This window comes from Bradyrhizobium sp. Ghvi (assembly GCF_900115265.1).
Lineage (GTDB): Bacteria > Pseudomonadota > Alphaproteobacteria > Rhizobiales > Xanthobacteraceae > Bradyrhizobium.
In genome coordinates, this window is the sequence record NZ_FOVU01000007.1 from 296,075 (window position 1) to 310,190 (window position 14,116).

Below are 14,116 nucleotides of genomic sequence, written 5' to 3' on the forward strand. Positions count from 1 at the left end.
GCCGATCACGGTTAATGGATGGGTGCCCCTCACCATGCCATCGCGCGCGCGAGCCGCGCGAGCAGTTCGGGATCGTCAAAGGCGCTGGCTGAGGCGACGGCGCCTGCGCCAACGAGGTCAGCATCGCTAAGGCTGGTCCGGATACCGATGGTCGCAATCCCGGCGGCGGTGGCCGACTGCACGCCCGAGCGGGAATCCTCGAACGCGATCGAGGCGGCCGCGCTGGCGCCAACGAAGCGCAGCCCCTCCTGATAGGGCAGCGGATGCGGCTTGCCGTGCGGCAGCTCCTCGCCGATCACGAGCGCCTTGAAACGATCCGTGATGCCGAGGCCGGACAGCAGCAACTCGGCATTGAGACGCGGCGCGTTGGTGACGGCGACCATGGGAATGCCGGCCTCGTCTGCGCGGTCGAGCAGCGCCATCAGGCCCGGCAGCGGTTCGATCTGCCCCGCAACCAGGTTGCGAAACACTTCTTCCTTCTCGTCGAGGATCGCGGCACGCCGCTCCAATGTCTCGTCGGACAGAAAGCGCTCCCCGATCGACACATTCGCAAAGCCTTGCAGCTCCCTGGAGAAGCGCGCGTGGTCGAAAACATGGCCGCGCGGACCGAGCACCTGGTTGAACGCCTTCAGGTGCAGCGGGTCAGTGTTGGCGAGCGTGCCGTCGATGTCGAACAGCAACGCCCTGCCCAGGCCCCGGATCATGTCGTGTTCCCTCTCGCGCTCGGCGCAATGATGCGCGAGACGTATCAATTCGCGCGGGGTGACGCAATGCGGCCCATTGCGGGACGTGACACTCGACAAAGTCGAATGCTGCTGCAACAGTGGCCGCAAGATCAAGAACGGAGGATACGATGACACTCAATCGCGATCATGCAGCCGACCATGAGGCGGTGGCAAAAAACGTCGAGGCCTTTCGCCTCGCCCAGATCGCGGCCGATCAAAAGGCGCTCAGCGCGCTGTGCGCGGACGATCTGAGCTACAGCCATTCCAACGGCTTCCTCGAGGACAAGGAAGCCTTCGTCGCCAATGCCACAGACGGCAAGACGAAATTCCTGTCGATTGCGTACGAGGATCCGACCATCAAGATCGTCGGCCCTGCCGCGATCGTGCGCTTCCACTGGATGGCCGAGATGATGACCGACGGAAAGAAAGTGGCAAACAGCCTCCACATCCTGATGAACTGGCAGAAGCAGGGCGACGAGTGGAAGCTGTTGTCGCGCTCCGCGACGAAGTTGTGATCGACAGTGTCATTCCGGGACGCGCCAGGCGCGGGCCCGGAATCCATTGATCGGCAGTTTTCTGCAGCAAAATGGATACCGGGCTCGCGCTTCGCACGCCCCGGAATGACCGCGGCTGTTACGCCGCCTCCTTCACGTCGCCGTTCACCAGCTTGCGCGCAGCGCGCTCGGCTTCGCGGGCGTTGCGAAAGAGCTGGCCTTCAAGACGATTGAATTGCTGGGATGAGGCGAAGAAGCGGTAGCCTCCCTGACCGCGGACCACGATGCCCGCGGTCTCTGAATTCACTTCGATGATGTAGCTGTCCGGCATGTCCCGTGGATTCCTCAGTGCGGGCAAATAACGGCCAGTCTGCCCAAAGGTTCCTGAGGGCAAATCAACCGGTTTCGACCCCGAATCGACGCGCTATTGAGTACGCCGGGACCTCATCCGTTTTATGACCCGTTGTTGGCGAAGACGCGACGCGTGGACTCATCGTCGCCGCACATCTTGCCGAGATGGGACAGAGTGCCGCGCGCGATCAGGTCGCGATCGGCGCGGCGGCCGAACGCACCTCTTGCGGTCGACCATGCTCGTCGATCGAGACGTAGGTAAAATTTCCATCGGTGACGAGGAACGGATGCTCTTCCCCGCGCCGCAGCGCCCAGGCTTCCAAATGCACTGTCATCGAGGTGCGGCCGACCCGCACGAGATTGGCGTAAACCGAGACGAGATCACCGACATAGACGGCTTTGCGAAAATTCATTGCCTCGATCGCAACCGTCACAGTGCGCGACTTCGCGACCTTTGATGCAAACACGCCGCCGCCGACGTCCATCTGGCTGAGCAGCCAGCCGCCAAAGATATCGCCATTGGCGTTGGTGTCTGCGGGCATCGCGAGCGTGCGGATGCAGAGATCGCCGCTCGGCTCGATGTCGGACTTTTCGCTCATGCTTCTCTCACTTGAAATTGTCCCAGCCCGGATCGGGCGCGAAACGCTCGCCGAATCGATCGGCCAACGCGCGCAAGGTCGATACGACATTCTCCACGCCGCGTGCACGCGCATGGTTCAGGGGACCGCCGCGGAACGGCGCGTAGCCGGTGCCGAAGATCATGGCGCCATCCACCGCATCGGCATCGTCAACGATGCCTTCGCGCAGAGCCGCGACGCAGACATTGGACATCGGCAGCACCAGGCGGTCGATCATCTGGTCGGTGACACCAGGACCGGTCTCGGGCAGCGGCGCCTTCTGCGCCTTGCCGTCCTTCCAGGTGTAAAAGCCCTTGCCGGTCTTGCGGCCGAGTTCGCCCCTTGCGACCTTTTCGCGCAACCAGGCCGGCGTGGGCGGCAGCAGGTCACCGAACTTGGTGCGCAGCATGTCGCCGACGTCGAGGCAGATGTCGAGACCGACCTGATCGGCCAGCTCGATCGGCCCCATCGGCATGCCGAACTGCTCGGCCGCAGCGTCGATCAGACGCTGGTCGGTCTTCTCGTCCAGCATCACCATCGCCTCAAGCATGTAGGGCGTCAGCGCGCGGTTGACGAGGAAGCCCGGCGAGCTCTTCACCGATAGCGGCAAACGGTCGATCGCGCCGACGAAGGCGAGCGCTTGTTTCAGCACCTGCGGATCGTTGCCATCATGGCTGACGACCTCAACCAGCTGCAGCCGCGACACCGGATTGAAGAAGTGCAGGCCGACGAGGCGCTCCGGCCGCGTCAGGGTCGTGCGCAGATCCTGCAGCGGAATGCTCGATGTGTTGGTGGCGAGGATCGCCGCCGGCTTCATCCGCGGCTCGAGGCTGGCATAGACCTTCTGCTTCAGGTCGAGCTTTTCCGGCACCGCCTCGATAATGAGATCGGCATTGCGAACGCCCTCGCCGTCCATGTCCGGGATGAGGCGATCGAGCGCATCGCGCACCTCGGTCGGCTTGCGAATGATCTTACTGTAGAGATCGGCGGCGCGCTTGATCGCGCCCGCGATCGGCGCGGCCTTCATATCGGCGAGCGAGACGCGCAGTCCCTGCCCGGCTACCCAAGCCGCTATGTCGCCGCCCATGGCGCCGGCGCCGATGACATGGACGTGCCTGATCGTGTTGCCGGAGCCTGCGGCCTTCTTCATCTGTTCGCGCAGGAAGAACACGCGGATCAGATTTTGCGCGGTCGGGGTCACCATCAATTTGGCGAACGACGTCTGCTCCGCCTTCAGCATCGCAGCCTTGCTGCCACCATGCGTTTCCCAGAGATCGATCAGCGCGTAAGGTGCCGGATAATTCCGGCGCGGCGCAGCCTTCGCCGCCTCGCTTCGCATGCGCTTGGCAAGCAGCCCGCGCACCGGGCCGAGATTGGCCGCGCGTGCGAGCAGCCCGGGCTTGGCCCGCTTCAGGCGGCCGAACAGCACGTCCTTCACGGCATTGCGGACGTGGCGCTCCTGCGTCACGGTGTCGACGAGGCCGAGCGCTTTGGCGCGTCGCGCGTCGATGGTGCGCCCGGTCAGCATCAGGGACATCGACTGGGTCGGATTGACCAGCGCGGTGAAGCGCGCGGTGCCGCCGAGCCCGGGATGCAGGCCCAGCATCACCTCCGGGAAGCCGAAGCGCGCGCCATCGATGGCGATGCGCGACTGGCAGGCCAGCGCGACTTCGAGCCCGCCGCCGAGGCAGAAGCCGTGGATGACCGCGACCGTCGGCAGCTTCAACGCTTCCAAATGGTCGACCACCGCATGCGCGGCGCGGATGCGTGTCTCCACCATCTCGGCGTCGCTCGCGCCGCGGAATTCGTTGACGTCGGCGCCGGCGATGAAGCCGGACGGTTTTGCGGAGCGGATCACGACGCCTGCAGGCCGCTCGGTCTCGATCGCCGCAAGCACGGCATCAAATTCCTCCATCACGTCGGAGGATAGCGTATTGGCGCTGGCATCGGCGCGATCGAACAGCAGCCACGCGACGCCGTCGGCATCGCGCGTCAGCTTGAAGTGCCGGTAGGGACCATCGGCTGCGGGTGGGGGCCCGAGCGAGAGCACGCGGTCGCCGAGCGCGGTCATGATCCTTGAATCCATGTCACACCGCCTCGATCAGCATGGCACCGCCGAGCCCGCCGCCGATGCACTCGGTGGCAATCCCGCGCCGCGTGCCGAGCCGCTTCATCGCGTTGACGAGATGCAGCACGATGCGATTGCCTGACGTACCGACGGGATGACCGAGCGAGATCGCGCCGCCGTCGACATTGAGCTTTTCGCGCTCGACCTCGCCGGCTGGGCCGTCGAGCCCCAAAATCTCGCGGCAGAACTTTTCGTCGTTCCAGGCGGCGAGGCAGCCGAGCACCTGGGTGGCAAAAGCCTCGTTCAGCTCCCAGGTCTCGACGTCCTTGATGGTGAGATCGTTGCGCTGAAGCAGCGGCGTGACTGACATGACGGGGCCGAGTCCCATGATGCTGGGATCGAGCGCAGCCCAATTGCTGTCGACGATCGCAGCCTTCGGCGTCAGCTTGTGCTTGGCCACCGCGGCGTCGGAGGCGAGGATCACCCAGGAGGCACCGTCGGTGATCTGCGAGGAATTTCCGGCCGTGACCTGCCCCCAGGGACGCTCGAACACCGGCCGGAGTTTTGCCAGCGACTCGGCCGTCGAATCCGGCCGCACGCCGTCGTCATGGTCGAAGAATTTTCCGTCGCGGGAGAACGCCGTCTCGACCTCGCCTTTCAGAAAGCCCTCGGCTTGCGCGTGCGCAAGACGGCGATGGCTCTCGGCCGCGTAGGCGTCGGATTGCGCGCGGGTGATGCCGAAGAGATGGCCGACCACCTCCGCGGTCTGGCCCATGTTCAATTCGGTGACGGGATCGGTCAGTCCTCGCTCGAGCCCAATGATCGGCTTGAGATCGCGCGGCCGCAGCTTGAACGCGGCGGCGAGTTTCGCGGCCACGCCCTTGGCAGTGGCAAGGCCGGCAAACCAGCGCACGCCGGAATTCGGCCAGACCAGCGGCGCGTGGCTCAGCGCCTCGGTGCCGCCGGCCAGGATCATATCGGCATGACCTTCGCGAAGGTACCGATAAGCGGTATCGATCGACTGCATGCCGGAGCCGCAATTGATCTGCACGGTAAAGGCGACCATATCCTCGCCCATACCGAGCCGGAGCGCGGCGACGCGGGCCGGGTTCATCTCGTCCGCGATGACGTTGACGCAGCCGAGAATGACCTGATCGAAATCATCAGGCGAAAACGGTTGACGCGCCAGCAGCGGCCGTCCGCATTGCACGGCCAGATCGACCGGCGTGAATGGCCCCGGTCCCGAGCGTGCCTTCAAGAACGGCGTACGGCTGCCGTCGACGATGAAAACCGGTCGTGCCATTAGCCTGCCGCCCTCTGTTCACCGAGCTCCTGGAAGAACTGATGCACGTCGCCGGATTTCTTGTAAATCGGCGACAGCGCTTCCGGCGGAAAATCGTCGACCTCGATGACCTTTGCAACGGCTTCCTGAGACGCAGCCAGCTGCTCGCCTTCGGCCTGCGTGATCACCCCCTTGGTGACGGCGTCCTTCCAATTGCGGATATGCGCGGCACGCATCCGCCTGGCGATGGCGTCGGTCGCTGCTACCAGCTTGAACGCGCGCTCAAGCCGCGCAAAGCCGCTGTCGTCGTCGACATAAGCGAGATCCGGCGTCAGCCGCTCGCGCGCCGGCGATGGCTCGAGCACGAGGCTTGCGCATTGGTGCACCACGCGATCGGACGGGCCGAGCACGCGGGCGCCGAAGGGCTGCACCACGAGCTTGAGGAAGCCGGCAACAAATCGATTGGGCAGATTGGCTAGGATTTCAGCCAGCCTGATCTCGATGGTCTTGAAGCCGGTCGCCATGCACCATTCCAGCGCGGCAAAATCCTCTTTCTGCCGGCCCTCGTCCTGCCAGCGCTTGAGCGCCGCCGAGAGCAAATACAGTTCGGACAGGATGTCGCCGAAGCGCGCCGACAGCATTTCCTTGCGCTTGAGCGCGCCGCCGAGCGTGAGCAGCGCCATGTCAGCGCAGAGCGCGAACGCCGCGGAGTAACGCGAGAGCTGGCGATAGAATGGCGTGGCCTCGCCCGCGTCGGGCGTCAGGGCGAAGGCGCCAAAGGTCCAGCTCCGGCCGAAGGCCCGGAACAGCGTCCGGAAGCTGTGGCCGACATGTTTCCAGAACGCCCTGTCAAAGGCCGAGAGCCCGCGCTCGCGGTCGGTATCCGCGAGCGCGTTCATCTCGTCGAGCAGGTAAGGATGCGCGCGGATCGCGCCCTGCCCGAACACGATGAGATTGCGGGTGAGGATGTTGGCGCCCTCGACAGTGATGCCGACGGGCACGGCGCGGTGCAGATTGCCGAGATAGTTTTGCGGACCATCGATCACGGCCTTGCCGCCATGGATGTCCATGGCGTCGTCGATCGCGATGCGCATCCGCTCCGTCGCGTGCAGCTTCATGATACCCGAGATCACGGCGGGATGAATGCCGGCGTTGAGCGCCGCGCAGGTGAGCCTTCGAGCGGCGTCGAGCTGATAGGCGGTGGCGACGATGCGGGCGAGCGGCTCCTCGACGCCCTCGAATTTCGAGATGGAGATGCCGAACTGCTCGCGGATGCGGGCGTAGGCGCCGGTGGTGCGCGCGGCATAGGCGGCACCGGCAGCGGAGAGTGATGGCAGCGAGATGCCGCGGCCGGCAGCAAGCGCCGTCATCAGCATCCTCCAGCCCTGCCCCAGCCTCTCCTTGCCACCGATCACATAGTCGAGCGGGATGAAGACGTCGCGGCCCCAGTTCGGGCCATTCTGGAAAACTTGCATCGACGGCAGATGGCGATGGCCGATCTCGACGCCAGGGAGATTGGTCGGGATCAACGCCACGGTGATACCGAGGTCTTCCCTGTCGCCGACGAGATGATCGGGATCATAGGCCTTGAAGGCGAGGCCAAGCAGCGTCGCGATAGGACCGAGCGTGATGTAGCGCTTGTGCCAGTTGAGCCGGAGGCCTATGACCTCACGCCCCTCGAAATCGCCTTTGCAGATGATGCCAGTGTCGACCATCGACGCGGCATCGGAGCCCGCTTCCGGGCTGGTGAGGCCGAAACAGGGAATGTCGCGGCCGTCGGCGAGACGCGGCAGCCAGCGTTCCTGCTGCTCTTTCGTTCCAAAGCGTACCAAAAGCTCGCCGGGTCCGAGCGAGTTCGGCACCATCACAGTGACGGCCGCGGCGATCGAGCGTGTCGAGATTTTTCGGACGACTTCCGAATGCGCATAGGGCGAGAAACCGAGACCGCCAAACTCTTTCGGGATGATCATGCCGAAGAATCTTTCGCGCTTGATGAAGTGCCAAACGTCCAACGGCAGATCGCGCAAATCCCAAAAGATCTTCCACTCGTCGAGCATGGCGCAGAGCTCGTCGACGGGTCCATGGAGGAAAGCCTGCTCTTCGTCCGTCAGCTTGGCCTGCGGCACCTTCAGCAGCTTCGACCAGTCGGGATTGCCGGTGAAGAGATCGGCATCCCACCAGACGTCCCCGGCCTCCAGCGCCTCGCGCTCGGTGTCGGACATCGCCGGCAGCACGCCGCGTGCGAGAGCGAAGATCGGCTTGGTGATGGTGTCGCGGCGGAAGCTCATGGCAGACCTCTTGCATCGGCGCGGTCGCGGGCATCTTAGCGGAAAGTGGCCGGCTGAAGTGAACACTTCACGGGCAAAATCATGCCGAATTGACGCGGCTGTGCGGTCGCCCCGGCGACCATAACGACCGGGGCGTGCTGGCAGTTCCGGGAGGGGAATGATGGCACATGTCTTCGCCGTCATTCCGGGGCACGCGAAGCGTGAGCTTTGGTGCGCAATTGCGCGCCAGAGAATCCATCGTGCCGCAACGTTGGTTGATGAATGGATTCCGGGCTCGCGACGGCGCGCCCCGGAATGGCGGCGGACAGAGCTTGACCGGCCTAATCCGGCCGGACCATCTCGAACATGTTTTCCGGCTTGATCTCGAAATAGTCGCCGCGGCGGCCGGCGCGCGTGATCGGGCGGGCGGCGGCGGTCTGGTAGACGCCGTCCTTGATCATGGCCTTGTCGATATGGACGGCGACGACCTCGCCGAGCGTCAGCCAGCCATCGGCTTGCCTGCCGTCGGCGCCCTTGAGGCGGATGATGTCGGAGACCTTGCATTCGAACGCGACCGGGCTCTCGCCCACGCGCGGCACGTTGACGAGCTTGCCGGGCACGGCGGTCAGCCCCGCGATCTCGAACTCGTCGACCTCGGGCGCAACATGCGCCGCGGTCGCGTTCATGTGCTTGGCGAGATCCATGGTGGCGAGATTCCAGACGAATTCGCCGGTCTGCTGGATGTTCTCGACCGTATCCTTCCAGTTGGTGGAGGAGAAGCCGATGATCGGCGGCACGTAAGCGAACGCGTTGAAGAAGCTGTACGGCGCAAGGTTGACGTGACCCTTGACGTCGCGCGAGGAGATCCAGCCGATCGGCCGCGGGGCGATGATGGCATTGAACGGATCGTGCTTGAGGCCATGGCCCTTGGCGGGCTCATAGAAGTACAGGTCCTTGTCGGTCACGCGCTGCTTCTCCGCTTTCCGTCATTCCGGGGCGGTCCGTAGGACCGAACCCGGAATCTCGAGATTCCGGGTTGCGCTGCGCGCGCCCCGGAATGACGGCAGGTGCTTATAGGGGGAAACGTCCTACGCCGTCAGTGGCGCGGCGACAGACCCGCGATGACGAAATCGATCATCTGGTCGATGGTCGGACCCGGCTTGGTGGCGCACTGGGCGATCATCTGGGGGTGGAAGAAACGCATCATGGCCGTGCAGGCACACAGTGAAGCCAGCTGAAGGTCGGGGGCCTCGAACTCGCCGGAGGCCACACCCTGGGCGATCATCTGGCCGACCACACCGGCGATGCACTCCATATGGTTGACGCAGACCTCCCAGTCCTCCTGCATCGCGATCTCGACCATCTCGTGCAGCTTGTTTTCGCCGACATAGCGCTCGGTGTTCATGCGATGGACGGTGGTGAGCAATTCGCGGAAGCGCTCCTTGACCGGACCGGGCTTCGCCACGATCCGCTGCGCCTCGAGCTCGACTTCGCCCATCAGGCTCCGCGCCACCGCCTGGTGAATCGCCTTCTTAGATTCGAAGAAGCGATAGACGTTGGCGGGGCTCATCCGCAGCTCTTTGGCGATGTCTCCGACCGTGGTCTTCTGATAGCCGATCAGGCGGAACAGCCGCTCGGCCACCTCGAGGATACGCTCCCGGGTGTCGCCTTCGATATGTTCCGAAATCAGGGCCATCAATCAGGACTCGCTCACCAGCACTTCATCTCACTTATTCAGCCGCCTCAGCAAGCGGAATTGCGTGCTCGTCATCGCTCCCATGCTGCGACGCGGCAGGCTGTTCGGGGGTACCGGCCTCATCCAGGCTCTTGCGGAACCAGAGAGCGTAGAGGCCCGGCAGGTACAGCAGCGTCAGGAATGTCGCCACGAACAAGCCGCCCATGATGGTGATCGCCATCGGGCCCCAGAAGGCCGAGCGCGACAGCGGGATCATGGCGAGGATGGCGGCCAGCGCCGTCAGCACCACCGGACGGGCGCGACGGACAGTCGCCTCCACGATGGCCTCCCGGCGCGTCAGGCCATGAGACACGTCGGTCTCGATCTGGTCGACCAGGATGACCGTGTTGCGCATGATCATGCCCGCGAGCGCGATCAGGCCGAGCAGCGCCACGAAGCCGAACGGGGCATTGGCGACGTTGAGGCCGAACGAGGCGCCGACGATGCCGAGCGGCGCGGTCAGGAACACCAGGAACAGCCGCGAGAAGCTCTGCAGCTGAATCATCAGCAGTGTGAGCATCACCATGACCATCACCGGGAAGAGGACGAAGATCGAGGCATTGCCCTTGGCCGACTCCTCGAACGCACCACCCGCTTCGATGCGGTAGGCCGGCTCGAGGTAGTCCTTGATCTGCTGCAGCTTCGGCGTGATCTGGTTGGTGACGTCAGGGGCCTGCACGCCGTCGACGACGTCGGAGCGCACGGTGATCGCCATGTCGCGATTGCGCCGCCACATGATCGGCTCCTCGTGGGAATATTCGATTCTGGCGATCTGCTGCAGCGGCACGGCCACGCCATTCTTCGAGGTGATGGTGAGATCGCCGACACCGCCGAGGTCGAGGCGTTCGGACGGGATCGCGCGGGCGACCACGGCGACCTTCTCGATGCCATCACGCACGGTCGTCACCTGCGCGCCTGAGATCAGCATCGACAGCGCCTGCGAGACGTCCTGGGGCGTGAGCCCCATCGCACGCGCACGATCCTGGTCGACGACGAGCTTGAGATAGGGCGACTGCTCGTTCCAGTCGAGCTGGACGTCCTTGACGTTCTTGTTCTGCCGCATGACGTCGCGGACCTGATAGGCGATCTCGCGCACCTTGTTGGCGTCGGGGCCGATCACGCGGAACTGGACGGGAAAGCCGACCGGCGGACCGAAGTTGAAGCGGTCGACGCGGACGCGCGCCTCGGTCAGCATGCCGTCGGCAACCGCGCCCTCGATCTTGGCCTTGACCCGCTCGCGCGCCTCGACGCCCTTGGCGACGATGACGATCTCGGCAAAGGCCTCGTTCGGAAGCTGCGGGTTGAGGCCGAGCCAGAAGCGCGGCGAGCCCTGGCCGACATAGGAGGTATAGGTCTCGATGTCCTTGTCGTCCTTCAGCAGCGTCTCGGCCTGCTTCACCGCCTTTTCGGTGACGTTGAAGGCGGTGCCCTCGGGCAGGCGCAGCTGCAGGAACAGCTCGGGTCGCTCCGACAGCGGGAAGAACTGCTGCTGAACATGGCCGAAGCCGACGACGGAGGCGACGAAGACGGCGACGGTCGCGGCCACCACCGTGATGCGGTGATTGACGCACCATTGCACGATCGCGCGCAAACCCTTGTACATGCGGGTCTCGTAGACCGCGTGCGGATCGTGGTTGTGGTGCACCTTTATCTCAGGCAGCAGCTTGACGCCGATATAGGGCGTGAAGATCACCGCCACGAACCACGAGGCGACCAGCGCGATCGCCACGATCCAGAAGATGCTGCCTGCATATTCGCCGACCGCCGAATTGGCAAAGCCGATGGGGAGGAAGCCAGCGGCCGTAACCAGCGTCCCCGTGAGCATCGGAAACGCAGTTGATTCCCAGGCAAAGGACGCAGCGCGCATGCGGTCCCAGCCCTGCTCCATCTTCACCACCATCATCTCGACCGCGATGATGGCGTCGTCGACGAGCAGGCCGAGCGCGATGATCAGCGCGCCGAGCGTGATGCGGTGCAGGTCGAGCGACATCGTGTTCATGACGATGAAGACGATGCCGAGCACCAGGGGCACGGACAGCGCGACCACGATGCCGGTGCGCCAGCCCAGCGCCAGGAACGAGACGAACAGCACGATCACCAGCGCTTCCATGAAGGAATGCACGAACTCGCCGACGGCGTGCTCGACCACTTTGGGCTGGTCGGCGATCATTTTGAAGTCGATGCCCTGCGGCACGGCTTTCATGAAGTCGTCCGTCGCCTTCTCGACGTCCTTGCCGAGCTCGAGGATATTGGCGCCCTTGGCGGTGACGACGCCGATGCCGATCGCGGCCTTGCCTTCCTGGCGGACCACGAAACTCGGCGGATCGACATAGCCGTGGGTCACGGTGGCGATGTCGCCAAGACGGAACACGCGGCCGTTGCTCTCGACCGGGGTTTCGGCGACGGCCTTGGCGCCGTCGAGCGCACCGGTGACGCGCAGCGGCACGCGCTGCGACGAGGTCTCGACCGTGCCGGCCGGCGTCACGTTGTTCTGCTTGGCGAGCGAATCGAACAGCGCCTGCGGCGTGATGCCTAAGGTGGCGAGCTTGGCATGACTGAATTCGACGAAGATGCGCTCATCCTGGTTGCCGTACATGTCGACCTTGGTCACGCCGGGCACCTTGAGGAGGCGCTGACGGAATCCTTCGGCGACCTTCTTCAGCTGGGCGTAATCGGCGCCGTCGCCGGTCACCATGTAGAGGATGGAATCGACGTCGGAGAACTCGTCATTGACCACCGGCCCAAGAATGCCCGAGGGCAATTGGCCCTGCACGTCGACCAGCTTCTTGCGTAGCAGATAGAAGAGATAAGGCACGTCCTTCGGCGGCGTGGAGTCGCGGAAGGTGACCTGAAGCGCGGTGAAGCCGGGCTTGGAGTAGGTCTGCACCTTCTCGAAATAAGGCAGCTCCTGGATCTTCTTCTCGATGGGATCGGCGACCTGCTCCTGCATCTCCTGCGCGGTCGCGCCCGGCCACATCACGGAGACGTTGACCACCTTCACCGTGAAGAACGGATCCTCGGCGCGGCCGAGCTTCTGATAGGAGAAGAAGCCGGCGACGCCGAGCACCAGCATCAGGAAGAGAACCAGCGTCGGATGACTGACGGCCCAGGCCGAAAGATTGAAGCGCTTCATCGCACTCTCCGAAAGACGATCCAGTTGCAAAGACGACAGCCGCTCTGTTCAAGGCATCGTCGCGAGGCAGCGAAGCAATCCAGGGGGCTGGGCAGGTTCTGGATCGCTTCGCCGCTTCAGCCTTCGCGTAGGACAAAGGCCGAAACTCACCTCACACGACGTAACGCGTACACTCTAGAAAGACAGCGACGACACGACCCGCACCTTCTGGCCGGGATCGAGCTTCTGAACACCGAGGGCGACGATCTTGGCGCCCTCCTCCACACCACTGGTGATGATGACGTCGTTACTGTCGTAGGCCTTCACCGCGACCGGCTTGAGCGTGACCTTGCCGTTATCGTCGACGACGTAGAAGGAGGGCTTGCCGCCTTCGTTGAACAGTGCCGACAGCGGCAGCCGCGCGACACGCTCGGTGGCGGCGTCCGACAGCGTCAGCGTCGCGGTCATGCCGAGCGCGACCTTGTCGTCCGCTTCGGGCAGCGAGAATTTTGCAAGGTAAGTCCGCGTGGCGGGGTCGGCAGCCGGCGCGATCTCGCGCAGCTTCGCCGTATATTTCTTGTCCGGCTCGGACCAAAGAGTGACGCTGGCGACGCCCGACTTGGCACGTCCAACCAGCGTCTCAGGGATCGCGACGACCGCTTCCTTTTCAGCAAAGCGGGCGACACGGATCGAGGCCTGGCCTGCGGCCACCACCTGGCCGGGCTCGATCAGTGTTGCGGTGACGACGCCACGGGCGTCGGCGACGAGCGTCGCGTAGGAAAGAGAATTCCTGGTCAGTTCGACCGAGCGGATCGCGCGGTCGAGGCGTGCGCGGGCCTCATCGGCAGCGGCGCGGCTCGAATCCATCGCCGCATCCGTGGTCCAGCCCTTGGCCTTCAGGTCCTTGGCGCGTTGCTCGGCGGCGGCGGCCTGGGCGAGCACGCCGGTGGCGGCGGTCTGTTCGGCGACCGCCTGCTCGGCCTGGAGCTTCAGGTCGACCTCGTCGAGGGTCGCGAGCGCCTGGCCGACTTCCACGGTCTGGCCGACTTCCACAAGGCGCTTGGCAACCTTGCCCGCGACGCGAAAGCCGAGATCGCTCTCGATCCGGGGCTTGATGGTGCCGACGAAGCTGCGCTCCGGGGTCTCGGCATCATAATGCGCAGTCGCAACCAGAACCGGCCGCGGCGGCTCGGACTTTTGCGCCACGGTATCGTTGCACCCAGCCAGCGCGACAGCCATCAGGGCCAGCGACACGCCCGCCAAGAGCTTGGAATAGCTGGACAAAACCGACCGAACGAACATCGGAGGACACTCCTGCGTCTGCAATGACACGAATGTCGACTAATCACTGATAAAAGTCAATAATCGTCAGTCATCAGGAATGCGTGATCGTTAAGGGGTGGTAATGGCCGAGAGAAAGTTGCCACGACGGTGCTATCGTAAGTGGGCAAAGCGAGCGTGCCGA

11 protein-coding genes are annotated in these 14,116 nt (G+C 64.2%); 1 reads left to right on the top strand and 10 read right to left on the bottom strand.

What is annotated here, in order from left to right; genetic code table 11:
• Positions 1 to 29 precede the first annotated feature (29 nt).
• The gene (locus BM374_RS26255; RefSeq protein ID WP_092298780.1) at positions 30 to 704 is read right to left on the bottom strand and encodes an HAD family hydrolase; all 675 of its coding nucleotides are present in this window, start codon (positions 702 to 704) and stop codon (positions 30 to 32) included.
• Positions 705 to 853: 149 nt separating this feature from the next.
• Here BM374_RS26255 and BM374_RS26260 point away from each other — a divergent pair, with 149 nt between their 5' ends.
• Positions 854 to 1,240: a nuclear transport factor 2 family protein gene (locus tag BM374_RS26260; protein ID WP_092298783.1), complete on the top strand. Its 387-nt coding sequence runs from the start codon at positions 854 to 856 to the stop codon at positions 1,238 to 1,240.
• Positions 1,241 to 1,358: 118 nt separating this feature from the next.
• On the opposite strand, the gene BM374_RS26265 is transcribed toward BM374_RS26260, so the two are convergent.
• The 9 genes from BM374_RS26265 to BM374_RS26305 all read right to left on the bottom strand — a co-directional run bounded on the left by BM374_RS26265 (position 1,359) and on the right by BM374_RS26305 (position 13,953).
• Complete coding sequence (locus tag BM374_RS26265) at positions 1,359 to 1,550, bottom strand: hypothetical protein (RefSeq protein WP_092298786.1); 192 nt, start codon at positions 1,548 to 1,550, stop codon at positions 1,359 to 1,361.
• A 208-nt stretch (positions 1,551 to 1,758) separates the two neighbouring features.
• On the bottom strand, positions 1,759 to 2,169 hold the full coding sequence (locus BM374_RS26270) for an acyl-CoA thioesterase (RefSeq protein ID WP_092298789.1): 411 nt from the start codon (positions 2,167 to 2,169) through the stop codon (positions 1,759 to 1,761).
• A 7-nt stretch (positions 2,170 to 2,176) separates the two neighbouring features.
• A complete protein-coding gene (locus BM374_RS26275; RefSeq protein WP_092298792.1) occupies positions 2,177 to 4,273 on the bottom strand; it encodes a 3-hydroxyacyl-CoA dehydrogenase NAD-binding domain-containing protein in 2,097 nt (698 codons plus the stop codon).
• Position 4,274: 1 nt separating this feature from the next.
• Complete coding sequence (locus BM374_RS26280) at positions 4,275 to 5,558, bottom strand: acetyl-CoA C-acetyltransferase (RefSeq protein WP_092298795.1); 1,284 nt, start codon at positions 5,556 to 5,558, stop codon at positions 4,275 to 4,277.
• Positions 5,558 to 7,825 carry an acyl-CoA dehydrogenase gene (locus BM374_RS26285; RefSeq protein WP_092298798.1) on the bottom strand — a complete coding sequence of 756 codons (2,268 nt, stop codon included), beginning with the start codon at positions 7,823 to 7,825 and terminating at the stop codon, positions 5,558 to 5,560. Before BM374_RS26285 ends, BM374_RS26280 begins: the two co-directional genes overlap by 1 nt.
• 320 nt (positions 7,826 to 8,145) lie before the next feature.
• The gene (locus BM374_RS26290; RefSeq protein WP_092298801.1) at positions 8,146 to 8,769 is read right to left on the bottom strand and encodes a flavin reductase family protein; all 624 of its coding nucleotides are present in this window, start codon (positions 8,767 to 8,769) and stop codon (positions 8,146 to 8,148) included.
• 131 nt (positions 8,770 to 8,900) lie between these two features.
• Complete coding sequence (locus tag BM374_RS26295) at positions 8,901 to 9,500, bottom strand: TetR/AcrR family transcriptional regulator (protein ID WP_092298804.1); 600 nt, start codon at positions 9,498 to 9,500, stop codon at positions 8,901 to 8,903.
• Positions 9,501 to 9,534: 34 nt separating this feature from the next.
• The gene (locus BM374_RS26300) at positions 9,535 to 12,672 is read right to left on the bottom strand and encodes an efflux RND transporter permease subunit (protein ID WP_092298807.1); all 3,138 of its coding nucleotides are present in this window, start codon (positions 12,670 to 12,672) and stop codon (positions 9,535 to 9,537) included.
• A 174-nt stretch (positions 12,673 to 12,846) separates the two neighbouring features.
• Positions 12,847 to 13,953, bottom strand: coding sequence for an efflux RND transporter periplasmic adaptor subunit (locus BM374_RS26305; RefSeq protein ID WP_092298810.1), 1,107 nt, complete (start codon positions 13,951 to 13,953; stop codon positions 12,847 to 12,849).
• Positions 13,954 to 14,116 lie beyond the last annotated feature (163 nt).